Genomic DNA, 25,640 nt, shown 5'->3' on the forward strand with positions numbered 1-25,640 from the left:
AATACCACGTCATATTTATATTATACTCCTTAGTTACGAAAAATAATATGTGACATTTATAATGAAATTGATCGTCCGTCTACACCTAGCATTGCTTCGGCAATCGCTTCAGATAATGCTGGATGCGGATGTACCATAGCTCCGACTTCCCACGGAGCAGCATTTAACCAGCCAGCGAGGGCTGCTTCTGAAATAAGTTCTGTCGCGTGCTCGCCAATAATATGTACACCTAAAATATCATCGCTTCCTTTATCGGCAATAACTTTAACAAAGCCTTCTGGATGTCCAGCTACAATCGCCTTGCCAATCGCTGCAAATGGTACTTTGGCTTTCTTTATTTCGAAGCCAGCAGCAACCGCAGCAGCTTCTGTATAACCATATGAAGCAATTTCAGGGAAAGCATAAATACAACGCGGAATTTGATGCTGTGCAACTGGAATAATTTCTTTTCCGCACAAATGATCCACTGCAACAATGCCTTCATGAGCGGCTGCATGCGCAAGTTGAACACCACCGATTACGTCGCCAATTGCATAAATATGTGGCTCACTTGTCTGACAATATTCATTAACGGCAATAACGCCATTTTTTATACGTACATCTGTATTTTCTAGACCGATATTGTCACAATTAGCTACTCGCCCAATGGAAACTAACATTTGATTTCCTTCTAGTACTACACTTCCCTCTGGAGTTTGCGCATGAATGCGAAAAGCTCCATCTGTTACTTGATAGCTGTCTACATCTAGTTGCACACTCGTTAATACACGAATACCACGCTTCGTTAGCTGACGTGTCATCTCTAGCGATATTTCGGCATCTTCGCCAGGCAGCAATCTTGCACCTAGCTCTACAATTGTTACATTTACACCAAAATCATGAAGCAAGGATGCCCACTCTACCCCGATTACACCACCGCCTACAATTAACATGCTCTCTGGCAGCTTGTCCATTTGTAAAGCATGGTCACTATTTAATATATGAATCCCATCTGGTTCTAGTCCTGAAATTTCACGAGGTCTAGATCCAGTTGCAATAATTAATTGTTGACCTACTACTGATTCCATGTCCCCATTTTCAAGTTCAACTGCTAATGCCCCGCTTCGCGGTGAGAAAATAGATGGCCCCGTTACACGTCCTTTTCCTTTAAGAACTTGAATCCCATTACGCTTCATTAAACCTTGAAGCCCTTTAAATAGTTGATCAACTTTTTCCTCTTTTACACGTTGCACTGAGCTAAATTGAAAACTACTTGCATCTGTTGCTAGCTCAATACCATATTTCGCTGATTCTAAAATTGTACGATAAACCTCTGCACTTCTTAGCAGTGCTTTGCTTGGAATACAGCCGCGATGCAAACATGTTCCACCAACTTTATCCATCTCAACAATAGCAACTGATTTTCCTTGCTGAGCAGCACGAATCGCTGCAGTATATCCGCCTGGTCCTCCACCCAAAATCGCCACATCAACCTGAATTGTCATATAAATCCTCCTAAAACTTTTGTAACTGCTTTGAGTTACTTCCATGCAACAAAAGTTACTTCGGAAGCATATTCTCAACTTTTGACTAATAAACGAGAACGATAAAAGCAACAATCCAAAGCGCTGGAATTAAATTTATCGTTATAAGCTGAGCAGCTCTTAGCTTCTTTAGAAAAATCCAAGAAAGTGTAGTACAAATGATAAACGCTATCGGATATAAACCGATTGCAACCACCAATAAAAATTGCCCAGAGCGATATGCCATTGTCAAATGCCATATCCCATTACAATAAGCCATGACAGCAACAAAATACCATAAATTATCTGCATAACAATGAATGTTACTTTCATAGTAGGCCATCGCATTGATTAAAATCTTCCTAGTCTAACCGAGATACATATTTACAGTTTCATCATGATTATTACTTTGTAATAAATTACTCCCTTCTCCTCAAATTATTGACATGCTACATCACTGAAGAACCCTTTAAGAACAGTCATAATTTATGAAAATACTTTGTAAGTACTTATAGATTTATGTAAATTGTTACCGCCATTTTATAATTGTAACTCTTTTTTAATCTTCTCGCACGGTTATTGTGAGGGGACTACATTTGACTCATGATTTATGATACGATATTGTCAGCGATAATCAGCAAATTTTGTCATTCAAACTTCGAATTACGATGAAATAAGGAGATGCTTCATGAAACTAACGATTCAACGACTAATAGCTATCATTTTGTTAGTCGTACCAGGTATTGTTGCATGCTTTGGCTTTCTTAAAATGAAAGATTCGTTATTCCTATATTGGACTTCCTTTGCTGATGAGGCAGATTATTCTGGCTTTCAGTGGGGTAAGTTTTTACTAGGATTAATTATGTTTGCTGCAGGCGCAGGCTTTATTGGGGGCTGGATCTTCTTTCGCGATCGCAAACGCAATTATGTTGCCCCGCGTTTTAAAGAAAAACGTAATAAACCACCAAAGCCTACTAGGACTAGTCAGCAATAATTTACAACTTATTCACACTTCGTTAATGTTTCGTTAATCTTTCTCCTCTATACTTAGCATAAAGATATAGAGGAGGGATAAATATGAATGTTATCGTTTATGATGTCATTGTAAATGGTCAAAAAATCGAAACGCTACGTCCAAAGACTTCTCGCTTAAGAGAGCTGCGGCAATTTATCGAACAACAAATTGCTATTCTTGAAATGAAATACGGAACAGATATTTATTTAACGAGACGCTTCGAGTATTAACATCGAGGCGTCTTTTTATATGTCTAAACACAAAATAGATAAAATATGTATTGATAGTTAACAGACATAAATAAAGCGCAACAAATCCCTCTACGAGTCTTCGTTACGCTTTCTTCATTGTCGTTTTATTTTCTATTCTAACTTGTAATTTTCTTCACAAAGCTTAGCAATCATTACCAGCTCATCATCTTCCATTTCAATATCAATATATTTGTTAGTGTCGGCAGTTAGAAATTCATACTTTACAATTTTCCCTTCCCCATCAACAACCGCATAAACTACTCTTAGCTTTACACCAGCCTCATGATAAAGCTCATCATCTTCTTCAACTTCTAGGTCAAACATAAATTCATAGCGCTCTCCACTTAATATTTTAAACGGATCAGCAACTGCCTCGACAGAATATTCTTTAACAGTAAACATGTATTCTCTCCTTCAATACCAACATTTAGTACACGTATTATAGCATTTCAAAAAGGAAATTGCTATGTAACTTGTTGCTCCTAGTTCTATTGAAGGATGATTTTAATGGCGAGAACTTGCTGCCGCTTGAACAAAGCTTGAAAATATTTTTTGACTAGCTTGATCCTGCTCGTATGAAAACTCAGGATGCCATTGTACTGCCTGTAAATAACGATAACTTGGATGTTCTATCGCTTCAATTAAACCATCACTCGCACGTGCCATTACCTGACAACCAGGCGCCAAATCATGAATCGCTTGATGATGATAGCTGTTTACTTGCAGCTTTTCGACACCGAGCAAACGGTGCAGACTGCTGCGGCGCTCAATTGTAACTTCATGGACAGGCTCATAATATGGCGGTTTTTGAACATGTACCAATTCTGATGGACGCTCTGTCGGCAAATCCTGATAAAGCGTTCCTCCCAGCAAAGCATTAAATAACTGAATACCTCGGCATATGCCAAGCATTGGCAAATCAATTACAAGTGCTAGCTGAAACAATCGCTTTTCCATTTCATCACGTTCGACAATTACCGTGCCGCATTTCTTTGAAGGTGATTGCCCATATAGAGAAGGACTAATATCATGCCCTCCTGTGAATAGTAGGCCATCTATTGTCATAACTAGCTGCTCTAATATTGAGGAATCATTTGTAAGGGGAAGCATAATAGGAATCCCCCCTGCTGCTTCAATCGCTTTTAAATAACCTGGCAACATCCAGTAGCTGTCTTTAAATTCGTCTACAAGCGGCATGACACCAATAAGTGGTTTTCTCATTGCCCTGCCTCCTATCCTAACTATATGTATTGTCTATGTTAGTTTTTAATTTTAATTTTAAAAGGGGAATTGGGTTCAATGAATATACTACGTAGATGAAGATTTACACTTGTTGTATATTCCTTTTAGATTCAGCAAATTCACAGTTCATTTAAAACTATTTTAGTAGTAAAATAGTTTATAGTTTTGCGAAAATCAGCTGAAATGTAGAAAGGAAAACAAGATGAGATGAAGCAAATTATCCGCTATTTACGACCACATTGGCTAGCTGCATTACTTGCCCCACTGCTGATGGTCATTGAGGTGGCGATGGATTTATTACAACCGATGCTAATGGCTAGCATTATTGATAATGGTGTGCTCGCAGGTAATCAATCCCACATTATTACGACTGGCCTTAGTATGATTGGTGCAGCACTTATTGGCTTGATCGGCGGTGTCGGCTGCACGATTTTTGCCTCCATTGCTTCCATGCGATTTGGGGCTGATTTACGTAATGATGTTTTTACTAGAGTTCAAGGCTATTCGTTCCGCAATATGGACAAATTAGAAAATGGCTCTATCATTACTCGATTAACCAATGATATTGTACAATTACAAAATATGGTATCGATGATGCTTAGAATACTTGTTCGTTCTCCGCTTTTGTTAATTGGTAGCTTAATTATGGCTGTTTATATTAGCTTAAAGCTATCCGTCATTGTCGCAATCTCTGTTCCGCTTCTATTTATTATTATGTTTGTTATTATCAGACAAACGTTACCTTTGTTTTCGAAAGTACAGAGCAAGCTAGATCGTATGAATACGGTATTACAGGAAAACTTAAAAGGCATTCGTGCAGCTAAAGCTTTTGTGCGCTATGACTACGAGGAGCAGCGCTTTGGCAATGCGAATGAAAGCTTTACAGATTACAGTATAAAAGCCCAGACGCTTATCGCCCTTAATGGTCCACTATTAACAATAATACTTAATATTAGTATCGTTGCTGTTCTATTACTTGGCGGTCGAGAAGTAATGATTAACGGTTTTGAAGTAGGTTTGCTCGTTGCCTATATTAACTATGTAACTCAGCTATTATTTGCGATTTCTTCTGTAGCCAATCAGCTTGTCCGCTTAAGTGCTGCCAAAGTAAGCGGCGACCGTGTCGCAGAACTATTAAACACTGCATCAGAGATTTCAAACACGGGAACAGTAGAAAAGCAAATCGAAGGCAAGCTTGAATTTCGCAATGTTTCTTTCCGTTACGATCAGTCTTCTGCTAACTATCAATTGCAAAATATTAACTTTACAATCGAAGCTGGCAAAAAGCTTGCGATTATTGGCGCGACTGGCTCAGGTAAATCTAGTTTAATCTCTTTAATTCCTCGGCTTTATGAGGTCAGTAGCGGAGAAATATTTATTGATGATATTCCTATACGAAATTATTCTTTGGCATCACTTCGTTCACAAATTGGTTTTGTGTTGCAACAAAGTATTTTATTTACCGGTACAATTGCCGAAAACATCGCACTTGCGAAGCCTGACGCAACGTTAGAGGAAATAAAAGCGGTGGCTAAGGCAGCACAAGCTGATTCCTTTATTAGCTCTTTCCCAGATGGCTATGAGACTATGCTTGGCCAACGCGGAATTAACTTATCCGGTGGACAGAAACAGCGGATTGCGATTGCACGCGCTTTGCTTACAATGCCAAAACTGCTTATTCTCGATGACAGTACAAGTGCAATAGATATGCGTACTGAATCCTATATTCAACAAGCTATTAACGAAATGATGAAGCATAGTACCGTTATTATCGTTGCTCAGAAAATAAGCTCTGTGTTAGATGCTGATCAAATCTTAGTTATGGAGCAAGGAAAAATCATCGCCCAGGGCAACCATGAGCAATTAATGGCTGCTTCGCCTGAATATCGCGAAATCTATCAATCTCAGCTTGGTCAGCAGCCTGCGATTTAATGTTACTATTTAACAGCTGGATAAATGGTTGAAATATTAGGAGGTTAGCTATGTCTAACAAGTCGTCATCAAATATGCCCGATTTTAGTATGCGTGGTCCTGGTCGTGCAATTGGTGCACCTAAAGCGAAGGCCGCCAATACTTGGGGTACTGTAAAGCGATTATGGCAGTATTTAAGTCATATGAAACGAGGAATGATCGCAGTCGTCAGCTTTACTGTAATTGCGACCATTCTAAACTTAATTACTCCTTATTTATTAGGTGTATCAATTGATACGTACATTATGAGCCACGATTGGCAAGGTCTAATAAAGATTGCTATTGTTCTACTATTACTCTATCTCGGTTCTTCTTGGTTTACTTGGTTGCAGCAAAAAAAGATGGTTGAAGTTGCTCAGTTTGCTGTGCAGCGGATGAGGACTTCAATCTTTGCTGCAATGCAACGCTTGCCTATTTCTTATTTTGACAAACGTACCCATGGCGAGCTAATGAGCCGTGCAACAAACGATATTGAAAATGTATCTGCCAGTCTTAACCAAAGTACAACAGGAATTATTTCCAGTATTATTTCATTAATCGGCACGGTTGCTTTTATGCTTTATATGAATGTATGGTTAACTTTGCTTTGCATGGTCACCATACCGCTAGTTGCCTTATTTACGAAATATGTTTCTTCCTTTACGAGAAGATTTTTTAGTGATCAGCAAAAACATCTTGGAGCGTTAAACGGTTTTGTCGAGGAAACAATTTCCGGGCAGAAGGCTGTGCAACTTGCTCGGCGAGAAGAATTTGCAATAAATGAATTTAGACAAAAAAATAAGTCTTTAACTTCGGCAAGTATTAAAGCACAAATCTTTTCTGGTGTCGTTGGACCTGTAATGAACGTCCTAAATCATACGAGCTTTACAATTATCGCTGCTATTGGCGGCTGGATGGCTTTTCATGAGTATACTACTGTTGGAATAATCGTTGCCTTCATGAATTATTCCAAGCAATTTCAACGACCAATTGTAGAGCTTGCCAATCAGTTTAATATGATTCAATCTGGGATTGCTGGTGCAGAGCGCGTGTTCGAGGTTATTGACACTGAACATGAATATACTGAACAAGGCAATTGGCGCAAACATAAAATTCAAGGGGATGTTGTCTTTGATCATGTAAGCTTCCGTTATACCGAAGAAAAAAGCGTGCTGACGGATATTAACTTACATGCTAAAGCAGGTCAAACCATTGCTCTAGTTGGTCCAACTGGAGCAGGAAAAACGACGATCATTAATGTGCTGACTCGCTTTTACGAAATACAATCAGGAGAAATCTATATTGATGGTGTTCCACTTGGTCAGCTAGATAAAGATCATCTTCGCTCACAGCTTGGTATTGTACTGCAAGATTCTCATCTATTTTCAGAAAGTATCTATGAAAATATCCGCTATGGACGATTAGACGCTAGTAAAGATGAAATCATTGCCGCTGCGAAAGCAGCTAATGCTCATCGATTTATTATGGAGTTGCCACAGCAATACGACACTATTCTTGCTGCTGAAGGAAGTAATTTAAGTCAAGGTCAACGGCAGTTAATTACAATTGCACGCGCCTTGCTTGCTAACCCATCCATTCTTATTTTGGATGAGGCAACTAGTAACATTGATACTCGAACAGAAATGCATATCCAGCAAGCGATTAAAAAGCTTTTGCAAGGAAGAACAAGCTTTGTTATTGCCCATCGATTAAGTACTATAGCTGAAGCTGATCAAATTTTATTTATTGATCATGGCAAAATTATTGAACGAGGTACACATGAGCAATTGCTAGCAGCAAAAGGTCGCTACTATGAGCTTTATAACAGTCAGTTTAGACGAGCAGTCGTGCAATAACATTGACTTAGATTTTTATTTTATTTAGATTCATGGAACACAGTATAGATAAAAACGTCGTTGTAACTGTTTCTCGGTAAACCGAAAACAGAAGCAACGACGTTTTATTTTTAGACGATTATTGTATTAATAATGATAGATTAGAGCTTTTCCAGTAGCTTTAGAAGCATATTAGGGAGTGTATTGGCTTGTGCCAGCATAGCAATTGAAGCTTCGGTTAATAGCTTCGCTTTTGTGAAGTTCATCATTTCCTCTGCCATATTCGCGTCTCTAATACGCGAATGAGCTGCAGATAGATTTTCAATTGAATTAAGCACATAATTTAGTCGATGCTCTAACCTGTTTTGATAAGCACCTAGCTTAGCGCGATCAAACGCAACTTTCTCCACTGTAGACTTTAATGCATCTATTGCCGACTGAGCTCCTGAAACAGAAGAAATATCAAGAGCAGAAATGCCCTGTAACGATGTTAGTACATTTGGTATATCAAATATGATTTCATCTTCATTTTTCGGTCCAGCTTGGATAAGCAGCCCATTTTTATTGTTAGCAGGGTCTAATACTAAATTCCCATTTAGCAATGTTATCCCATTAAAATTAGAAATACCGATAACACTGTAAATTTCCTCCCGTAATTGCGAAAACTCCAATTGCAGCATTTTACGCTCTTCATCACTATAGGTTCCATTAGCTGCTTGATTTGCCAAAACGTTCATTCGTTGCAGCATTGCGTGAACCTCAGTTAACGTACCCTCTGCAGTTTGCAATAACGAGATACCATCTTGAATATTTCTTGATGCCTGTGTATATCCATTAATTTGAAATTTCATTTTTTCAGAAATAGCTAAGCCAGCAGCATCGTCAGCAGCGCGGTTAATACGATAACCTGTAGACAGGCGTTCCATGGATTTCGCTAATAAGTTGTAGTTTATTTGATAGTTACGTAACACATTCATAGCTGAAATATTCGTTTGAATATACATGGAAATCCTCCTCGCTCTCATTAATATAATCCAATGCTGCAACAATATTCCATAATTCTTCCTATTTATCCTATCATAATCTAGAGAGCGGTACAATATACCATTTCATATATAGATGAGCAATCGTTATTTTCGTTTCACACCCTGCGAGGCTGCTTTAACTATTTGATAACGATGTCGTTCTGTTCGGTCAATTTGTACAATTTGTCCGTCATGTACAGTAATATGCACTTCTCCATACGCTAAGCCCTGTACGCTTTGAATAATTTCCTTTAACCATGTATCGGTAATGACTACAGTACGTTTCACCAAATCGCCTCCAATAGCTATATTTTCCTATCTTTTCAATGTAATTGGCAAAATACTATCCTTTATTGGTCGTCTGTCATTTGGCTTTTCAAGTTCTTGAAATGACTTATCTAGCTTAACTCGGTCTCCTTTGTACCCTAATGCAATAACAGCATGCAGTTCAATATCTTCAGGCACTTGTAAAAGCTCTCTTGCCAGCGCATGATCAAATCCACCTATTGCTCTCGTAGATAATCCTAACAATCTTGCTTGAAATGCAATGCTTGCCCAGGCTGCCCCTGCATCGAATGCATGATATCCATTTAGGTTGCCGTCTTTTTTTAGCTTCTCGGAAGCAATTAATAGCAACACAGGAGCATTGCTCGCCCAAAGTAAATTGCGCGGCAATATAAATTTATGAAAGATTTCTTTTTCTGTCTTTGTCCGTGCTATATAGAATCTCCATGGCTGTTCATTGCTTGCAGAAGGAGCCCAGCGTGCTGCTTCTAATACAGTAAATAAATGGTCTTCACTGATTTTCGCGTCAGAGTAAGCGCGAGGTGACCAACGGTTTAAAAACAAGGAATGAACAGGATATTCTGGCTTGCGATTATCGCTACCTCTGGACTGTAAGTTTGCTTAGGCAGAGACTCCTGAACGCCAGTTTGATTTGATTGAATTCCATTTACTATACTCATTTCCAACATCCTCTCACTATTAATAAACAAAAAGATGCCTCACAGCTGTGGGCATCTCCGTTGGAACGGTTGATGTTCTCATTATTTAACTTATTATTCTCATTAGATTACTCGGATATGTGTTATATGATACTTGCATTTCATCAGATGGTCAATAGCAAATTTACAAATAACAGTAAAAATTGATGGATTAGCTAAAAAATACCGTCCTTTACTGGAAAGATTGAATCCAATAAAAAACGGTATTTGTTAATATGATATAAAAGTTAAATTGGCTTTCAATGAGCATTTCAAAGCATAATTAACTTGCTTATGTACTCACTAAACCTTTACTTGCCTACGACACCTTATGCTCGATGCGAAGCTTATCTGCAACCATCGCAATGAACTCAGAATTTGTTGGTTTTGATTTGCTGATATTGATTGTATAGCCAAATAGATTGCTAATGCTGTCGATGTTGCCTCTTGTCCAAGCTACCTCTATCGCATGGCGAATTGCACGCTCTACACGGCTAGGAGTAGTGCGGAATTTTTCGGCGATAGATGGATAAAGTGTTTTTGTAATTGCACCTAGTATTTCAATATTGTTATAAACCATCGTAATGGCTTCACGTAAGTATTGATAACCTTTAATATGTGCTGGAACTCCGATTTCATGAATAATGCTTGTAATGTTGGCATCCAAATTTTTATGCTTTGCAATAGGCACAACATTTGCACGACTTGTTGTTACAGTCGAGCTAAATGATGATGAGCTTGCATTGGATGACGTTGCAGTTGGGACGCCAACTAATTGTCTAATACGAGTAGATAACATATCCATATCGAAAGGCTTGAGCATATAATAAGAAGCGCCTAATTGTACTGCACGCTGCGTAATATTCTCTTGCCCGAATGCTGTTAACATAATCACTTTAGGCATAGGATTTAGATTCATTTCACGAAGTTTTTCTAGTACGCCAAGGCCATCAAGATGTGGCATAATTATATCCAGCACAAGTACGTCTGGTAGCTTTCTTGCGTTCTCAAGATGCCTTAGTACCTCTTCCCCGTTATAAGCTACACCGCATACATTCATATCATTTTGACTGGCAAAATATTCCGATAATAAATTTGTAAATTCTCGGTTGTCATCTGCTAACAATACATCGATCCTTTGCAAGATGAATGCCTCCCTTTAATTAAATATGAATGACGAGTTGTTTTTCACTCCTATTCATTTTCGACATAGGTCACAGAATTCCTTCTGTCGAATTATTTTTTCTTTATTTTTTTTCTGTTTTTCGTTATAATTAATAATTTACTACATATACTTCATTTTTTCGACAATTGAGGATAATTTTCGCAAATAACAAGAAAATGCCATCCGTTATCATTCCAGCTGATACGGAAAGCATTTTCACCTTTATGAGGCTTGATCGATTTTTTGTTCTTTATCGGAATGTAATAACACACCTGCATCTTGCAGCATCCACTCAATAAAGCATCCGTAGCCAGAAGTAGGATCGTTAACAAATACATGAGTTACCGCACCAATTAATTTACCATCTTGGATTATTGGGCTTCCAGACATTCCTTGAACAATTCCACCTGTTTTACTTATTAATCGTTCATCCGTAACTTTAATAACCATACCTTTTGTTGCTGGAGATGCCTGTTTAGCAACATGAACGACTTCGATTTTAAACTTCTCTACTTTCTGACCATTTACAACAGTCCATATCTCTGCTGGACCTTCTTTAACATCCTCTGCAAAAGCGACCGGAATCGCTTCTGTCTCCAAGCTATGAGAAGGCATTTGATTCATTTTACCAAAAATTCCGAATGGCGTATTTTTTTCAATATTCCCTAGTATCTGTTTCTCTTTAACGAAATGAGCTCGTTTTTCTCCAGGATCACCATTTTGGCTTTTATTGATTGAAGTAACGCTAGCTTGAAGAATTTCCCCTTTACCTACAACAATTGGTGTTCCAGTGTCCATATCAGTAATAATATGACCTAATGCACCATAAACTCCTTGGTCTGGAGCATAAAATGTTAACGTGCCGACGCCTGCTGCAGAATCCCGAATATATAAGCCAAGTCTCCATGCTTTTTCTTGCATATTGTAAATAGGCTTTAATTTCGTAGTCATTGTTTTACCATTGCGTACAAAGGTTATCGTTAAAGGCTTTTTATGCGAGCTTAGCTTATCAGTAAGCTCTCCGAGCGTTTTTACGTCCTCTACTTTGTATTTATTAATACCGACAATTAAGTCGCCCAGCTTAAGTCCTGCTGCTTCTCCTGGAGATAATTTGTTGCCCTGCTCATCTGTCACCTGATGATGTCCGACGATTAAAACACCTGCAGAATTAACTTTCACCCCTATCGTTTGACCACCAGGAATTACACGTAAATTTGGAACGACATCAACCTTTACTGTTTTAAATGGAATTTTTCCAAACAGCTTAACCTTCATTTCTGTTTGACCAGTCTGACTTGAATGTAATGATAAAGGTTCATTTAAACTTACAGATAGAGTTGACTGTGAGGAACCATTAACTTGTAAAGTTTTAGGATCAAATGAAAGCTCTGCTTGTACAGGTACACTTATCTGTACTTTTTTCAATTGTCCGTCAAACAGTCTCAACTCATTTGGAAAGGCAACTATATTTTGCATTGGCGTTGAAATTCCTATAAGACCAACAATTATGACGAGTAAAAGTCCAATCATTCGTTTCGGTTGCTTTGGGTCCAAATCTTTCACGCTCCTGTCATTGCATTCATTAACGACATCATCGCCAGCGGCGTAACATTAAGTTACCCCGCAAAAAAAGATTTATGACCACAAAAACATCCCAAATTTCCTTTAATCAAGCACCTTTCAAGCCAGTTGCCAGATCAAGCATCTCTTGTGCATGATGCTTCGTTTTTTCAGTAATTTCAACTCCGCCAAGCATGCGTGCAAGTTCATTAACTCGATCTTCTCCTGATAATTGAGTCACTGACGTATATGTACGCTCACCAACAAATTGCTTACGAATTTCATAATGATGATCTGCCATACACGCCACTTGCGGTAAATGCGTAATGGAGAAAACTTGGCATTCTTTTGCTAAACGAGAAAGCTTTTCTGCGATAGCTTGAGCTGCTCTACCGCTCACACCGGTATCGACCTCGTCAAAAACAAGAACTGGGATTTGGTCGATTTTCGCAAAAATTGTTTTTAATGCTAGCATAATCCGTGACATTTCTCCACCAGAAGCAACTTTATGCAACGGCTTTAACGGTTCGCCAGGGTTTGTACTCATCATAAATACAGCTTGATCAATTCCAGTCGCACTTAAACGTGCTCCATGCTGTTCGTCATGCGGCATCGAATATAAATCCACTTCAAAATTCGCTGCACCCATTTGCAGTTCGGTTAAATGAGCTTTTATTTCTCCAGCTAATCGTTCAGCTGCTTCTCTTCGCATAGCGGATAGCTCTTGAGCTAGACTGTATGCAGAACTATATATCGCTGCTTCCTGCTCCTTTAATTCTGCAAGCAATTCTTCACGATTTTCTAGCTTATCTCGTTCGCTTATAATTTTTTCAAGATAGCTATTAATTTCTTCTATACTTTCGCCATATTTCCGTTTTAAGCTGCGAATCAAATCCAATCTATCCTCAACATATTGCAATTGCTCAGGATCCGATTCAATCCCGTCACGATAACTTCTTAATTGATACATGACATCCTCAGCGGTATAGTAGGCATTTTGCAATTGTTCTAACATAGGCGCTAAGGCATTTTCATCATAATTGACGATGTCAGATAATCGGCTAATTGCACGACTTAATGCCTCAAGTCCTTGACCATCATTTAATAAGCTATATGCTTCATTTACGGAAGAGGCACGCTTTTCAGCATACATTAACATTTTACGTTGCTCTAAAAGCTCCTCGTCTTCTCCGACTTTTAGTTTAGCAGCGCTAATTTCCTCTATTTGAAATTGATACAAATCTTGCATCTGCATATTATGACGTGATGTATTTTCAAGCTCATGCAGTTGTGAGCGGACGAACAATAATTGCTCATAATGTTCATTATACTGACGTTTTTTTTCGAGCAATGCTGGTCCGCCGTACATATCAAGCCATTCTAAATGCTGTTCACTTTTTAAAAGCGATTGATGCTCATGTTGACCGTGAATATTAACTAAGCTTTCCCCGATTTCTTTTAACATGGTAATTGTGACAAGCTGGCCATTTACGCGGCTGCTGCTTTTACCTGATGCTGTTAATTCACGGCGCACTACAAGCATCTCTTCATTATCATGCTGAATACCAAGATTTTTTAAACGTTGCCAGACAGGATGATCTGCTCCAACATCAAATAAAGCCTCGACCTCCGCTTTATCACAGCCGTAGCGCACCATATCAGCTGATCCTCGTCCACCAACAACAAGGCTGAGCGCATCAATTAGAATCGATTTACCAGCTCCTGTTTCTCCTGTTAGAACATGAAATCCTCGGTGAAATTGTACATGTGCTTCCTCTATAACCGCTAAATTGCGAATCGACAGCTCGTGCAGCATGCCGTTCCCTCCTCAAATTACCAAAATTAATCTGTAATCACAGCATCGATAAAAAGCGCTCTACAACGAGTTTGCTCTGCTCTTTAGAACGACAAATAATCAGAATGGTATCATCACCTGAAATGGTACCCATAATATCTTCAGTATCCATACTGTCAATAAGAGCAGCAAGCGTGCTTGCTGTTCCCGGTAAGCATTTCATTACAACTAAATTCTCTGTATAGTCAATACTTGTGAAATGATCCTGTAATGCCCGCTTCAATTTAAAAATAGGATTTGTTTTTTGCGTTTCCCCAGGCATCGCATATTTATAACCGCCACTGGCTGATGGTATTTTAATAAGCATTAGCTCTTTAATATCTCTAGAAACTGTTGCTTGTGTTACATTCATCCCGCTTTCTCTTAATGCATCAACAAGCTCTTCTTGGGTTTCAATATCACGTTCTGCAATAATTTCCTTTATGCGAAACTGCCTTATTCCCTTCATCTTTTCAAGGCTCCTTATTCTGATTTTAATTTAAATTTTTTTATTCTGAAATGTGAAATTTGATCACATGAAGTTTGTTTTCTTTCTTATTTATGTATATTATGCCACTCATATCTGGCAGCAATAATGCGTACATTAATAAATGATTTTTTAAATCTGCCGCCGTCATTTCGATTGGTTGTCGTTCTCGTTCTGTTCTCACTATGTATGAACGGCCCTTTTTTTCCGCAATATAATCAATAATAATCGTTGCTGTGCGATCTAAAACCTCGTGGTCAACCTCTATTACTACTGGAATCTGATGCCGTCCAGAAACAACAACATATCCGTGCTGCTCAAGTAAGCTAATGTTTGGATCGTTATCTTTTAACTTTCCGCCACGTCCTAACTTAACTCTTGATATCGTAGCCGGTGAATGTAACCAGCGATATATCATTCGGTAAAGCACTAAGATTAAAAAAAACGCAGTAATTAGCATTATAAAGAGTTCCACAAGGTTGTCCATAGAGCAAAGCTCCTTTCACAAATCCTATTTACAGAACACTTGTTTGCATATATAGTGTATCAAACGAAGCAATTAACTGTAAAGAGAAAGATGCCTCCCGATTTACTCGTTTGGCATCTTTGCTGTTTACTATATTATTAAGCTGTTTAACCTCGTGACAGCTTAAATGTTGCATTTGCTTCTTGTACGACGTCCTCTACTTGAACTAATGAAAGTGTATGGAGCATCGTTTGATTTCGCCAAGTCCAGTGTGCAAGAAACTCAATATTGCCTTCCCCGCCTGTTATTGGCGAAAAGGTCAAGCCTTTTAGTTCATAACCAACTTCGGCTGCAAACGTAAGCACTTGCTGCAAAACTTCCTTATGCGTCGATGCTTCACGCACCACTCCGAGCTTACCAACTTTTTCGCGACCAGCTTCAAATTGCGGCTTAATTAAAGCGATAACCGTTGAATCCAGCGGCAACAAAGTAGATAAATTAGGCAATATATGCTTTAAGGAAATAAATGATACATCAATTGTAGCAAAACTCGGTGTCGGTCCTTCCAGCTCCTCTGGCTTTAAATAACGAAAGTTGGTACGTTCCATGACTTTGACCTGCGGATGCTGCCGCAATGACCAATCCAGCTGGTTATACCCAACATCAATTGCATATACATAGCGAGCACCGTGCTGCAGGGCGCAATCTGTAAAACCGCCAGTAGATGCTCCAATATCCAGCATAACTGCATCCTTTAAATCAATTTCAAAATGCTTAATTGCCTTTTCTAATTTTAAACCACCGCGACTAACGTAAGGATGCAATGCACCCTTCACTTTAATGGCAGCAGAACGAGGAACTTTCATACCAGGTTTATCGACTGGCACTTCATCTACAAGTACAAGACCTGCCATTAATGCTTTTTTCGCTTTTTCGCGGCTATCAAAATACCCGCCCTCAACGAGCAAAATATCTATTCGCTCCTTAGGTCCAGTTGTCATCAAATCCCTACCTATCTTGCAACTATGCTAATTTGCATTTTTTTTGCGTCTCGCTTTCATTCCATGTATGATATTGACAATTGCTGTAGCATTTAAGCCGACCTCTTCACGTTGCTGCTCAATACTGCCATGTTCAATAAACATATCAGGAATCCCTTTTATTCTAACTGTCATATCATCTAAATGATGCTTAGCGTAAAATTCCAGAATTGCACTTCCTAAACCGCCTAACTCAGCACTTTCCTCAATCACAACAAGTTTTTTATGCTGTGCGGCTAATCTTAGCAGCATCTTTTCATCTAACGGCTTAATAAAGCGCGCATTAATAATTTCAACATCAATTCCATCACGAATAAGCAACTCTGATGCTTCCTTAGCAACCTTAAGCATAGGTCCAATTGCCAGTAACGCGTATTCGGACTCGCCTTCCTTCAACACTTCCCAAGTTCCAATTGGAATGGTTGTAAGTTCCCTAATAATTTCCACACCTTCAGCATGATTTCGCGGATAACGTACGGCAATCGGTCCATCATTGTACTCTATCGCTGTCTTCATCATTTGTCGCAGCTCATTTTCATCCTTAGGCATCATTAATACCATGTTTGGGATATGACGAAGGAATGGAATATCATAAATCCCTTGATGCGTTTCGCCATCTGGACCGACAAAGCCTGCGCGGTCAATAGCAAAAACAACATTAAGATTTTGTCGGCATATATCATGCACAACTTGATCGTACGCACGCTGTAAGAAGGTTGAATAAACAGCAAACACCGGTTTCATTCCCTCGATTGCTAAAGCTGCAGACATTGTCGCAGCATGCTGCTCTGCAATACCAACATCAATCATTCTCGTTGGAAAACGTCTAGCAAATTCCATTAATCCAGAACCGCCAGGCATTGCAGGAGTAACGGCAACAATGCGTTCATCCTTTTCAGCAAGTTCAATTAACACATCTCCGAAAACTTGCGTGTACATTTGCGGTCCGACAGCTTTAACCATTTTACCAGATTCAATTTTGTACGGGGATGCACCGTGCCAAGCATGAGAGTCCTTTTCTGCAGGTTTATAGCCTTTTCCTTTAGTCGTTATAACATGGACTAAAACAGGACCATTAATTTTATCCGCTTGCTTAAGTACTTCAATTAAATCTTCAGTATTATGTCCATCTACCGGTCCAAGATAAGATAAACCAAATTGCTCAAATAAAATGCCGCTCACCAATAAATACTTCACACTATCCTTAAAACGGCTAATCGTTTCTGCCAGCTTACCGCCGATTGAAGGTATTTTGTTAAGAAGCTGATGAACTTCTTCTTTTGCCTTCTGATATTGTTTCCCCGTTCTAATTTTCCCTAAATAATGGTGCAATGCTCCTACATTGGGAGCAATCGACATTTCATTGTCATTTAGAATTACCATTAGTTTACGTTTTTCATGACCAATATGGTTAAGCGCTTCTAATGCCATACCGCCTGTTAAAGCACCATCACCAATTACAGCAATAACGCGGTTTTTATCACCTTTAAAATCACGAGCCATTGCCATGCCAATAGCTGCAGACAAAGAAGTGCTGCTATGTCCCGCTTCCCACACATCATGTGAACTTTCATTGCGCTTTATAAAGCCGCAAAGCCCTTTATATTTACGTAAAGTGTCAAATTTATCTTTACGACCTGTTAAAATTTTATGAACATAGGATTGATGACCAACATCAAATATTATCTTGTCATTTGGACTGTCAAATAAATAATGGATAGCCAAGGTAAGCTCTACGACTCCAAGATTTGGAGCAAGATGACCACCGGTATAAGACAATTTCTCAATTAAAAAATGACGTATTTCTTCTGCTAATTGATCTAATTGATCAACTGTCAATTTCTTCAAATCCTTCGGGTCATCTATTTGATCTAAAAGCACATCGCCTTCCTCGCTTTCAAAAAAGGTTGTAATTCTTGTTTACTGATAACAGACAACTAACGGTATTATAACACAATATTAACAACCTACATAATCTTAGTTATCAGATATATTACAGCCAAATTACAACGCTATTAATATTCACGATGAACTAAGTAGTCTGCTAATGCCAAAAGCTGTTCTGTATGTGCAAGATCAGCCGTAGCAATGGCTTCCTTTGCTTCTTCTGTCAGCTTTGCTACTAACCGTTTACTTTCGTCCATACCTAGCAAAAATGGATACGTAACCTTTTGCTCTTCTATATCGCTATTTACTGGCTTCCCTAACTTCGTCTCGTCACCAATAATATCTAAAATATCATCTTGAATTTGAAAAGCCATACCTATATTACGTCCGTAACGCTCAAGTTGTTGCAGTTGAAATTCGTTAGCGCCTCCAATTCTTGCTCCAGCCTTTACAGAGAAAACTATTAAGTCACTAGTTTTATGTTGGTGAATATATTCAAGTTGCTCGATTGTTGTAATCCCTTGCTCGCCTTGCATGTCAGCTACTTGTCCGCCAACCATTCCCTGAGCTCCTGCATAGCGAGACAGCTCATCGATGATTTCAATACCGATCTCTGCCGCAAGCTTGCCTTCCTTCACTAATCCTGTAATAAAGCTAAAAGCACCTGTTAGCAATGCATCTCCTGCAAGAATCGCCATCGCTTCACCAAACACTTTATGATTGGTTGGTTTGCCACGTCGCAAATCATCATTATCCATTGCTGGCAAATCATCATGAATTAATGAGTACGTGTGAATATATTCCACCGCACATGCAGCTGCTGCAGCTTTGTCAATTATCGTTTGATCCCCTTTAATCGCATAAGCAGAAGCTAATACTAAGTAAGGTCTAATTCGCTTGCCACCAGCTGTTAAGGAATACTCCATTGATTCTATTAGCTGTTTTGGCGCACCCTCAAATTTAGCAAGAGATGCTTTTAATTTTTCGGTAATTTCTTGTGCTATTTGCTGAATATGTTTATGTATCGATTCTGATTGGTTCACAATTTAGTCTCCTTTTTCTAATTGTGAGGTAGTAAAGGCTTTTGTTGTTATTCCTTGCTCATTTTCGATAAGCATTTCAATTTTACTTTCTACTTGTTTCAATTTACCCGTACATAAACTAGATAATTTCATGCCTTCTTGATAAAGTTCTATCGCTTGTTCTAATGGTACGTCTCCATTTTCCAGCTGATTAACAATAGCTTCTAAGCGTTCCAGCGCTTGCTCAAAGCTTAAATTTTCATTGGCTGACATTTGACACTCCTCCTGTGCTTCGCTTATAACCTCCTCTATCGCTCCACTTTCCTGCGAAAAAAGTCGCTTTAGAGGTGTCATAAGCTTTGCTGTAGATTTATTTTGTTATGGCGTACTATTTGCAGGGGGTTTCCCTGCGAACCTCGGCGCTTCGCTCAAGCCTGCTTTTGTAGCGTAAATAAGCCTACGTGAGCAATGGAAAATCTAGGTGAGTCCCATATTCGACGTCGCCCCAGCTTCACAGCTCTGCTTCGTCATCAACTTCCAGACTTTTTAACTTCCTCATTTAATATCCGTTAAAAAGCTGGGAGTTCAGGAACGAGAAGATGGGATGAACCTTGAATTGAACCTTGAATTGAACCTTGAATTTGAGTAGCGCAGCGTAGATAAGCCTACGTGAGCAACGGAAAATCTAGGTGAGTCCCATATTCGACGTCGACCCAGCTTCACAGCTCTGCTTCGTCATCAACTTCCAGACTTTTTAACTTCCTCTACTTTGCAGGTTAAGTTGCCGTTAGTTATTTTTACTACTATCGCATCCCCTGCTACAACTTGCTCAACATCTTTAAGTAATTGCCCATCCTCAGTATATGTTAAGCTGTAACCACGAGCCATAACTTTAAGCGGGCTTAATGCATCGAGCTGGCGGATTAATGCGCCTGTCTGCATTGATTTATGCTTTATATTTGCTTTCATTTGCTCATTTAGCTTTCCCTTTAGATAAGCTAGCTGACTGCCTAATAGCTTTATACGCTGTTCAGGGTGCAGTCGTGCCAGTTTACTTTCATTTTGTGCCAGTCTTACCTTGCTTTGTTGTAGTTTTTCCTGCAAGCTATTGCGCAAGGCGAGCTGCAAATAATCAATTCGTTCTGCTTGCTGCAAGAAATAACGCTTTGGTTGAGCAAAGATCGGTGTGCTTTGCAAGCGTTGCAAACGTTCATTTGCTCTATCGAGCTTGCGCTGCATTGCAGCAGCCAGTCGTTCTTCATATCTATGTAACGTAGCGATTAGCTCCTGAATATGCGGTACAGCGAGCTCAGCAGCAGCAGTTGGCGTAGCTGCTCTTACATCAGCAGCAAAGTCAGATAATGTAAAGTCGGTTTCATGACCTACTGCACTAATGACTGGAATTTGCGAAGCTGCGATTGCACGCACGACAATTTCTTCATTGAATGCCCATAGCTCCTCTAGAGAGCCGCCTCCGCGTCCAACAATTAATACATCACAGCAGGCAAGCTCATTCATTAACGCAATGGCCCGCACAATGGAGGGTGCTGCTAACTCACCTTGCACTTGAACTGGCGCTAATAAAATATGAGTAGCCGGCATACGCCGCTGTATCGTTGTGATGATATCTCTAATCGCCGCGCCTGTTGGCGAAGTAATTACACCTACCGTAACTGGAAAAAGAGGAAGTGTACGTTTGCGTGAAGCTGCAAACAACCCCTCCTCCTCAAGTTTTCCTTTTAATTGTTCATAGGCTAAATACAAGCTCCCGATTCCATCGGGCTGCATCATATTCGCATAAAACTGGTAGGCACCGTCACGCTCATAAACTGAAATGATTCCTCGGGCGATTACCTTTGTGCCCTCTTTAGGAATAAATTTAAGTCGAGCATTATGGGAGGAGAACATCACACATTTGATACGACTATCTTTATCCTTCAAGGTAAAATACATATGACCACTGGAATGATGCGTAAAGTTTGAAATTTCACCGCGAAGCCAAACATCAGACAATATCGCATCACTATCCATTTTCATTCGAATATATTTGTTAATTTCCTTGATCGTATAAATATGTGGCTCCATCGCCATCGGAAATCACATCCCGTTTGCTTTTTTAGCCGCTGTAATTGTATTTTTCATAAGCATAGTGATTGTCATTGGACCTACGCCACCTGGAACTGGTGTAATATAGCCAGCTTTTTCAAGGCAACTTTCATAATCTACATCGCCTGCAAGCTTACCATTTTCTAGTCGGTTAATACCTACATCAATGACAACTGCACCATCTTTAATGTAAGATGCATCAATTGCTTTTGCACGGCCAATTGCTACCACAACAATATCCGCTTGCTTAACAACTTCTTGTAAGTTAGCTGTACGAGAATGACAGATGGTCACTGTTGCATTTTCTCTTAATAAAAGCATCGCAACAGGTTTACCAACAATATTGCTGCGACCGATAACGACAGCATGTTTACCAGCAATCTCAATTCCGCTGCGTTTAATTAATTCAATTACGCCTGCTGGAGTACATGGCAATAAGCTATCGTCGCCAATAACAAGATTACCGACGCTTTGCGGGTGGAAGCCGTCTACATCCTTTTCAACACTAATTGCATCGATAACAGCTTTTTCATTAATATGTTTAGGCAATGGAAGCTGCACCAAAATACCATTAATGCTCTCTTGCTTATTTAATTTATCAATAAGTGCAAGTAGTTCCTCTTCTGTCGTTTGCTCAGGGAGACGATGAACTTCAGAATACATGCCTAGCGCGATGCACGCTTTTTCCTTAGAGCCAACGTACACTTTACTAGCAGGATCCTCACCAACTAAAATTACTGCTAAACCTGGAGTTACACCTTTTTCTTTAAGTGTTGCCACTTCTGCAATCATTTCATTACGCATGTCTGCTGAAATTTGTTTTCCATCAATAATATTAGCTGCCATTATTAATCACTCCTCATTTTGCTCATGAAAGAAGCTTATCGCAAGCTGCGCGACAAGCCTATGACTTCGTAGAATCTAAATTTTGCAATAGCTTTGCCAACACTCCGTTTACGAATTTACCTGATTCTTCTGTTCCAAAGTGCTTTGCTAATTCAATCGCTTCGTTTACAGCAACCTTTGGCGGAGCATCGTTTGCAAACACCATTTCATAGCATGCTAAACGTAAAATTTGACGATCTACACGAGATAAGCGATCGACTTGCCAACCTGTTAAATGCTTAGCTAACAAATCATCAATTGCTACACGATGCTCCACTACACCTAAGAGCAATTTGCGAGCAAACTCATTTGTATCTTCATCACTAATTTTATTGCTTACATCATCATCTGCTACTTTTTCTATTACGCTTTGCAATGCTTCATAGGCTTGTACTTCATTAATTTCCATACTGTACAAGCTTGATATTACCATCTCTCTTGCTAATCTTCGTTTCATGGAACCTCCAAGTCATTCACATTAATGCAATTCTTTACGTTATGATCTCCTCCCTGCTACGAATTCATAAATCCGAGGCACGGAGGAGACCACAGCTTAGCGATATGGTTTAAATAGTTTACCAATACTATGCCATATCCGCTCCCATGGAAAAATTGAGCCAGAAGTATATTCTCTTTGCTTGCCATACCAATATCCTGCTCCAACAAGTAAAGCAATAAACAACATGTCCCAAAATCCCCATATTAGATAAATAATGCCAAAAAACAAACCAACGCCTGCTCCAATAATTCGTTTCCAGTACTGCGTCCAAATATCTCTCCACATAGATAGATCACCTCTACTCTACGCGACTTTTAATCGTGTTGTTCTGTACGATATTTGCCACATAAACGGAAACGTTAGTTACTGGAATTCCTGTTATTTCTTCAACATAATTTTTAACAGACTTTTGAATTTCCTCTGTCAATTGGGGAATCGACACTTCACCATCAACAACAGTTCTTAACACGATGTCCATTCCAGCATCCGTTGCATGCACACGAGCCCGCAGGTCTTTAACACTACGCTGCTTCATTGCTGCCTTTAATGCCAAATTTTCCATCGTTTCAATTGAAATACGTATATCCCCAAATTCTGTTCGCTGATCGATCGATTGACTAGACACCGAGCTACGAGATAATGAAACAATAAAGAAGCGAAGACTTATCAAGAACATTACAATCCCAACAATAGCAACGATCAATAGAATCGTGCTGCTGCTATACAAACTTTCAATAGCATCCATCACTAGTCTAGCAGATATCCATTTGAATCCTATGCTGACAGCCACTGCAGAAACAAGGGCGATGATGATGCTATATAAAAACAATAGTAGCTTGTCCACAACTCTGATCAAGTTCTTCATCCTCTCTATCTAACGTAATCAACCCCCTGCGTCAAGCGCAAGCTTGAGTCACTAGGGGGTTAATATCGATCTATTACTTCACACGCGAAGTTTGTTCTTCTGACTCTGCTTTGACCTCAGTCTTAAAATGAACATCATGAACATGAACATTAACTTCGACAACTGTTAAGCCTGTCATGATTTCAATGGAACGTTTAATGTTTTCCTGAACGCTGCTAGCTACCTCAGGAATTTTATAACCGTATTGAACAACTACAGAAACATCAACCGCTGCTTCTTTTTGTCCAACTTCCACCTTCACGCCTTTAGCAACATTTTTTCTGCCAAGAAGCTCGGCAATACCTCCAGCTAGACCACCACTCATGCCTGCAATACCTTCAACCTCAATTGTTGCAAGCCCTGCAATTACTTCAATTACCTCAGGAGCAATTTGAATTGTGCCCATGTCTGTTTTTTCATATTCTGCAATTATACTCATTTTCGTTGCACCTCCAAATTATCATTTCACGCATATGGTCATGCTTACCAATGTTACTTATTTCTATACTATAACATTGCACAACAATTATGACAAACAGTATTGTCGCCTGTACAAATAATTTGTAAGTGCCGCATGCCCTGCATTAATAGAAGCACTGCAAATAAATTTATGAAGCAAGCTTAAATTTCATGCTCCTCTAAAAACTTAATATCAAAATCCCCGCTTAAAAACTTCTCATGCTCTAATACTTTCAAATGGAACGGTATTGTCGTTTTAATGCCCTCGATTGAGAACTCTTGCAATGCACGTTTCATACGCATAATCGCTTCTTCGCGTGTTGCCCCCCAAACAATGAGCTTGGCAATCATCGAATCATAGTGTGGTGAAATCGTATAACCTGGATAAACCGCACTATCAACGCGAACGCCGTTTCCGCCTGGAGCAAGATAAAACGGAATATGACCGGCAGAAGGCATAAAGTTGCGCTCAGAATCCTCTGCATTAATACGGCATTCAATGGACCAACCATTTATTGAAAGATTCTCTTGCGTAAAGGAAAGCGGATTGCCTTCAGCAACACTAATCATTTCCTTAATCAAATCAACGTGCGTAATCATTTCAGTTACTGGATGTTCAACCTGAATCCGTGTATTCATTTCCATAAAATAGAAATTACCGTCTGGTCCAAGCAAAAATTCAAGTGTGCCTGCCCCAGAATATTGTACAGCTAGCGCAGCACGCACTGCAGCTTGTCCCATTGCCTCACGAAGCTCTGGCGTCAACACAGCACATGGCGCTTCTTCAATTAGCTTTTGCCGACGGCGCTGCACAGAGCAATCACGCTCAAATAAATGTACAGCATTGCCATGCTTATCAGCCATAATTTGCACTTCAACGTGCTTCATTCCGGTTAAATATTTTTCGATATAAACGCCGCCATTACCAAATGCTTTTTGCGCTTCCTGCTGAGCAGTTGTAATTTGTGAAACAAGACTTGCTTCATCCTCAGCAATGCGGATACCTTTTCCTCCGCCTCCCGCAGTTGCTTTAATAATGACCGGATAGCCGATATCACGTGCAATCATAATCGCTTCATCAATATCTTCTACTAATCCGTCTGAACCAGGAATAACAGGAACGTTAGCAGCTTTCATTGTTTGCTTTGCAACTGCTTTATCTCCCATTTTGCTAATCGCTTCAGGTGAAGGACCAATAAACGTAATGTTACAGGACTCACAAATTTCCGCAAAATCAGCATTCTCAGCTAAGAAGCCATATCCTGGATGAATGGCATCACATTCTGTAAGCGTTGCAACACTCATTATATTTGTTAAATTCAAGTAGCTGTCTTTTGAAGCAATTGGTCCTATACAGTAAGCTTCGTCTGCCAGCTTCACATGTAATGAATCTCTATCTGCTTCAGAATACACTGCCACAGTTTGAATACCTAATTCACGGCATGCGCGAATAATACGAACTGCAATTTCACCGCGATTGGCAATTAGAATTTTTTGGAATTTCACTTTAATGAAGACCCCTT

The 25,640-nt window shown here is 39.4% G+C and carries 28 protein-coding genes; 4 read left to right on the forward strand and 24 right to left on the reverse strand.

From position 1 onward, the window contains the following. Nucleotides 1-56: 56 nt before the first annotated feature. Nucleotides 57-1,484 carry a dihydrolipoyl dehydrogenase gene (gene lpdA / locus AC2TDL_RS00815; protein ID WP_484698099.1) on the reverse strand — a complete coding sequence of 476 codons (1,428 nt, stop codon included), beginning with the start codon at nucleotides 1,482-1,484 and terminating at the stop codon, nucleotides 57-59. Between the two features lie 85 nt (nucleotides 1,485-1,569). Further along, entirely contained in the window at nucleotides 1,570-1,845 is a 276-nt protein-coding gene (locus AC2TDL_RS00820) for a hypothetical protein (RefSeq protein ID WP_484698100.1), read from the reverse strand. A 345-nt stretch (nucleotides 1,846-2,190) separates the two neighbouring features. Between AC2TDL_RS00820 and AC2TDL_RS00825 the strand changes: the two genes are divergently transcribed. After that, nucleotides 2,191-2,496: a DUF2627 domain-containing protein gene (locus tag AC2TDL_RS00825; RefSeq protein ID WP_484698101.1), complete on the forward strand. Its 306-nt coding sequence runs from the start codon at nucleotides 2,191-2,193 to the stop codon at nucleotides 2,494-2,496. Between the two features lie 83 nt (nucleotides 2,497-2,579). Then, nucleotides 2,580-2,747 carry a mechanosensitive ion channel protein MscL gene (locus tag AC2TDL_RS00830; protein ID WP_484698102.1) on the forward strand — a complete coding sequence of 56 codons (168 nt, stop codon included), beginning with the start codon at nucleotides 2,580-2,582 and terminating at the stop codon, nucleotides 2,745-2,747. 132 nt (nucleotides 2,748-2,879) lie between these two features. Here the strand turns inward: AC2TDL_RS00830 and AC2TDL_RS00835 are convergent, their stop codons facing one another. Next, on the reverse strand, nucleotides 2,880-3,170 hold the full coding sequence (locus AC2TDL_RS00835) for a DUF6509 family protein (RefSeq protein ID WP_484698103.1): 291 nt from the start codon (nucleotides 3,168-3,170) through the stop codon (nucleotides 2,880-2,882). A gap of 102 nt (nucleotides 3,171-3,272) precedes the next feature. Continuing rightward, the gene (locus AC2TDL_RS00840) at nucleotides 3,273-3,989 is read right to left on the reverse strand and encodes a gamma-glutamyl-gamma-aminobutyrate hydrolase family protein (protein WP_484698104.1); all 717 of its coding nucleotides are present in this window, start codon (nucleotides 3,987-3,989) and stop codon (nucleotides 3,273-3,275) included. A 228-nt stretch (nucleotides 3,990-4,217) separates the two neighbouring features. Here AC2TDL_RS00840 and AC2TDL_RS00845 point away from each other — a divergent pair, with 228 nt between their 5' ends. Beyond that, a complete protein-coding gene (locus AC2TDL_RS00845; RefSeq protein WP_484698106.1) occupies nucleotides 4,218-5,942 on the forward strand; it encodes an ABC transporter ATP-binding protein in 1,725 nt (574 codons plus the stop codon). A 50-nt stretch (nucleotides 5,943-5,992) separates the two neighbouring features. Continuing rightward, nucleotides 5,993-7,816: an ABC transporter ATP-binding protein gene (locus AC2TDL_RS00850; RefSeq protein WP_484698107.1), complete on the forward strand. Its 1,824-nt coding sequence runs from the start codon at nucleotides 5,993-5,995 to the stop codon at nucleotides 7,814-7,816. Nucleotides 7,817-7,956: 140 nt separating this feature from the next. Here the strand turns inward: AC2TDL_RS00850 and AC2TDL_RS00855 are convergent, their stop codons facing one another. The 20 genes from AC2TDL_RS00855 to accC all read right to left on the reverse strand — a co-directional run bounded on the left by AC2TDL_RS00855 (nucleotide 7,957) and on the right by accC (nucleotide 25,623). Then, nucleotides 7,957-8,799, reverse strand: a complete 843-nt coding sequence (locus tag AC2TDL_RS00855) for a flagellin N-terminal helical domain-containing protein (RefSeq protein WP_484698108.1) — start codon at nucleotides 8,797-8,799, stop codon at nucleotides 7,957-7,959. Nucleotides 8,800-8,925: 126 nt separating this feature from the next. Next, nucleotides 8,926-9,108, reverse strand: coding sequence for a YezD family protein (locus AC2TDL_RS00860; protein ID WP_484698109.1), 183 nt, complete (start codon nucleotides 9,106-9,108; stop codon nucleotides 8,926-8,928). A 27-nt stretch (nucleotides 9,109-9,135) separates the two neighbouring features. Further along, nucleotides 9,136-9,669 carry a nitroreductase family protein gene (locus tag AC2TDL_RS00865; RefSeq protein ID WP_484698111.1) on the reverse strand — a complete coding sequence of 178 codons (534 nt, stop codon included), beginning with the start codon at nucleotides 9,667-9,669 and terminating at the stop codon, nucleotides 9,136-9,138. Then, the gene (locus AC2TDL_RS00870; protein WP_484698113.1) at nucleotides 9,660-9,785 is read right to left on the reverse strand and encodes a hypothetical protein; all 126 of its coding nucleotides are present in this window, start codon (nucleotides 9,783-9,785) and stop codon (nucleotides 9,660-9,662) included. Before AC2TDL_RS00870 ends, AC2TDL_RS00865 begins: the two co-directional genes overlap by 10 nt. Nucleotides 9,786-10,122: 337 nt before the next feature. Continuing rightward, complete coding sequence (spo0A, locus tag AC2TDL_RS00875) at nucleotides 10,123-10,947, reverse strand: sporulation transcription factor Spo0A (protein WP_484698114.1); 825 nt, start codon at nucleotides 10,945-10,947, stop codon at nucleotides 10,123-10,125. 243 nt (nucleotides 10,948-11,190) lie between these two features. After that, a complete protein-coding gene (spoIVB, locus tag AC2TDL_RS00880; protein WP_484700963.1) occupies nucleotides 11,191-12,522 on the reverse strand; it encodes a SpoIVB peptidase in 1,332 nt (443 codons plus the stop codon). A gap of 115 nt (nucleotides 12,523-12,637) precedes the next feature. Next, nucleotides 12,638-14,344, reverse strand: a complete 1,707-nt coding sequence (recN, locus tag AC2TDL_RS00885) for a DNA repair protein RecN (RefSeq protein ID WP_484698116.1) — start codon at nucleotides 14,342-14,344, stop codon at nucleotides 12,638-12,640. A 37-nt stretch (nucleotides 14,345-14,381) separates the two neighbouring features. Beyond that, entirely contained in the window at nucleotides 14,382-14,831 is a 450-nt protein-coding gene (gene ahrC, locus AC2TDL_RS00890) for a transcriptional regulator AhrC/ArgR (RefSeq protein ID WP_484698117.1), read from the reverse strand. 40 nt (nucleotides 14,832-14,871) lie between these two features. Next, complete coding sequence (locus AC2TDL_RS00895; protein WP_484698118.1) at nucleotides 14,872-15,336, reverse strand: hypothetical protein; 465 nt, start codon at nucleotides 15,334-15,336, stop codon at nucleotides 14,872-14,874. A gap of 146 nt (nucleotides 15,337-15,482) precedes the next feature. Next, nucleotides 15,483-16,316 (reverse strand): TlyA family RNA methyltransferase, encoded by an 834-nt coding sequence (locus AC2TDL_RS00900; RefSeq protein WP_484698119.1) that lies wholly within the window; start codon nucleotides 16,314-16,316, stop codon nucleotides 15,483-15,485. Nucleotides 16,317-16,343: 27 nt separating this feature from the next. Beyond that, the gene (gene dxs, locus AC2TDL_RS00905) at nucleotides 16,344-18,236 is read right to left on the reverse strand and encodes a 1-deoxy-D-xylulose-5-phosphate synthase (RefSeq protein WP_484698120.1); all 1,893 of its coding nucleotides are present in this window, start codon (nucleotides 18,234-18,236) and stop codon (nucleotides 16,344-16,346) included. Between the two features lie 134 nt (nucleotides 18,237-18,370). Beyond that, nucleotides 18,371-19,285, reverse strand: a complete 915-nt coding sequence (locus AC2TDL_RS00910) for a polyprenyl synthetase family protein (protein WP_484698123.1) — start codon at nucleotides 19,283-19,285, stop codon at nucleotides 18,371-18,373. A gap of 3 nt (nucleotides 19,286-19,288) precedes the next feature. Then, nucleotides 19,289-19,537 (reverse strand): exodeoxyribonuclease VII small subunit, encoded by a 249-nt coding sequence (gene xseB / locus AC2TDL_RS00915; protein WP_484698124.1) that lies wholly within the window; start codon nucleotides 19,535-19,537, stop codon nucleotides 19,289-19,291. Between the two features lie 465 nt (nucleotides 19,538-20,002). Continuing rightward, the gene (gene xseA, locus AC2TDL_RS00920; RefSeq protein ID WP_484698126.1) at nucleotides 20,003-21,355 is read right to left on the reverse strand and encodes an exodeoxyribonuclease VII large subunit; all 1,353 of its coding nucleotides are present in this window, start codon (nucleotides 21,353-21,355) and stop codon (nucleotides 20,003-20,005) included. Nucleotides 21,356-21,361: 6 nt separating this feature from the next. Then, the gene (folD, locus tag AC2TDL_RS00925; protein ID WP_484698128.1) at nucleotides 21,362-22,216 is read right to left on the reverse strand and encodes a bifunctional methylenetetrahydrofolate dehydrogenase/methenyltetrahydrofolate cyclohydrolase FolD; all 855 of its coding nucleotides are present in this window, start codon (nucleotides 22,214-22,216) and stop codon (nucleotides 21,362-21,364) included. A 58-nt stretch (nucleotides 22,217-22,274) separates the two neighbouring features. After that, nucleotides 22,275-22,712: a transcription antitermination factor NusB gene (nusB, locus tag AC2TDL_RS00930; RefSeq protein WP_484698129.1), complete on the reverse strand. Its 438-nt coding sequence runs from the start codon at nucleotides 22,710-22,712 to the stop codon at nucleotides 22,275-22,277. 96 nt (nucleotides 22,713-22,808) lie between these two features. After that, nucleotides 22,809-23,039 (reverse strand): DUF2273 domain-containing protein, encoded by a 231-nt coding sequence (locus AC2TDL_RS00935; protein ID WP_484698130.1) that lies wholly within the window; start codon nucleotides 23,037-23,039, stop codon nucleotides 22,809-22,811. A 13-nt stretch (nucleotides 23,040-23,052) separates the two neighbouring features. Continuing rightward, complete coding sequence (gene amaP, locus AC2TDL_RS00940; RefSeq protein WP_484700965.1) at nucleotides 23,053-23,610, reverse strand: alkaline shock response membrane anchor protein AmaP; 558 nt, start codon at nucleotides 23,608-23,610, stop codon at nucleotides 23,053-23,055. An 82-nt stretch (nucleotides 23,611-23,692) separates the two neighbouring features. After that, entirely contained in the window at nucleotides 23,693-24,097 is a 405-nt protein-coding gene (locus AC2TDL_RS00945) for an Asp23/Gls24 family envelope stress response protein (RefSeq protein ID WP_484698131.1), read from the reverse strand. Nucleotides 24,098-24,279: 182 nt separating this feature from the next. Next, nucleotides 24,280-25,623 carry an acetyl-CoA carboxylase biotin carboxylase subunit gene (gene accC / locus AC2TDL_RS00950; protein WP_484698133.1) on the reverse strand — a complete coding sequence of 448 codons (1,344 nt, stop codon included), beginning with the start codon at nucleotides 25,621-25,623 and terminating at the stop codon, nucleotides 24,280-24,282. Nucleotides 25,624-25,640: the final 17 nt, after the last annotated feature.

Source organism: Paenibacillus sp. plas6, assembly GCF_057221655.1.

Bases quoted from the DNA above. Each gene is read 5' to 3' on its own strand.
- lpdA (WP_484698099.1), bottom strand. From the start codon at position 1,484: ATGACAATTCAGGTTGATGTGGCGATTTTGGGTGGAGGACCAGGCGGA.
- AC2TDL_RS00820 (WP_484698100.1), bottom strand. From the start codon at position 1,845: ATGGCCTACTATGAAAGTAACATTCATTGTTATGCAGATAATTTATGG.
- AC2TDL_RS00825 (WP_484698101.1), top strand. From the start codon at position 2,191: ATGAAACTAACGATTCAACGACTAATAGCTATCATTTTGTTAGTCGTA.
- AC2TDL_RS00830 (WP_484698102.1), top strand. From the start codon at position 2,580: ATGAATGTTATCGTTTATGATGTCATTGTAAATGGTCAAAAAATCGAA.
- AC2TDL_RS00835 (WP_484698103.1), bottom strand. From the start codon at position 3,170: ATGTTTACTGTTAAAGAATATTCTGTCGAGGCAGTTGCTGATCCGTTT.
- AC2TDL_RS00840 (WP_484698104.1), bottom strand. From the start codon at position 3,989: ATGAGAAAACCACTTATTGGTGTCATGCCGCTTGTAGACGAATTTAAA.
- AC2TDL_RS00845 (WP_484698106.1), top strand. From the start codon at position 4,218: ATGAAGCAAATTATCCGCTATTTACGACCACATTGGCTAGCTGCATTA.
- AC2TDL_RS00850 (WP_484698107.1), top strand. From the start codon at position 5,993: ATGTCTAACAAGTCGTCATCAAATATGCCCGATTTTAGTATGCGTGGT.
- AC2TDL_RS00855 (WP_484698108.1), bottom strand. From the start codon at position 8,799: ATGTATATTCAAACGAATATTTCAGCTATGAATGTGTTACGTAACTAT.
- AC2TDL_RS00870 (WP_484698113.1), bottom strand. From the start codon at position 9,785: ATGAGTATAGTAAATGGAATTCAATCAAATCAAACTGGCGTTCAGGAG.
- recN (WP_484698116.1), bottom strand. From the start codon at position 14,344: ATGCTGCACGAGCTGTCGATTCGCAATTTAGCGGTTATAGAGGAAGCA.
- ahrC (WP_484698117.1), bottom strand. From the start codon at position 14,831: ATGAAGGGAATAAGGCAGTTTCGCATAAAGGAAATTATTGCAGAACGT.
- AC2TDL_RS00895 (WP_484698118.1), bottom strand. From the start codon at position 15,336: ATGGACAACCTTGTGGAACTCTTTATAATGCTAATTACTGCGTTTTTT.
- AC2TDL_RS00900 (WP_484698119.1), bottom strand. From the start codon at position 16,316: ATGACAACTGGACCTAAGGAGCGAATAGATATTTTGCTCGTTGAGGGC.
- xseB (WP_484698124.1), bottom strand. From the start codon at position 19,537: ATGTCAGCCAATGAAAATTTAAGCTTTGAGCAAGCGCTGGAACGCTTA.
- xseA (WP_484698126.1), bottom strand. From the start codon at position 21,355: ATGGCGATGGAGCCACATATTTATACGATCAAGGAAATTAACAAATAT.
- folD (WP_484698128.1), bottom strand. From the start codon at position 22,216: ATGGCAGCTAATATTATTGATGGAAAACAAATTTCAGCAGACATGCGT.
- nusB (WP_484698129.1), bottom strand. From the start codon at position 22,712: ATGAAACGAAGATTAGCAAGAGAGATGGTAATATCAAGCTTGTACAGT.
- AC2TDL_RS00935 (WP_484698130.1), bottom strand. From the start codon at position 23,039: ATGTGGAGAGATATTTGGACGCAGTACTGGAAACGAATTATTGGAGCA.
- AC2TDL_RS00945 (WP_484698131.1), bottom strand. From the start codon at position 24,097: ATGAGTATAATTGCAGAATATGAAAAAACAGACATGGGCACAATTCAA.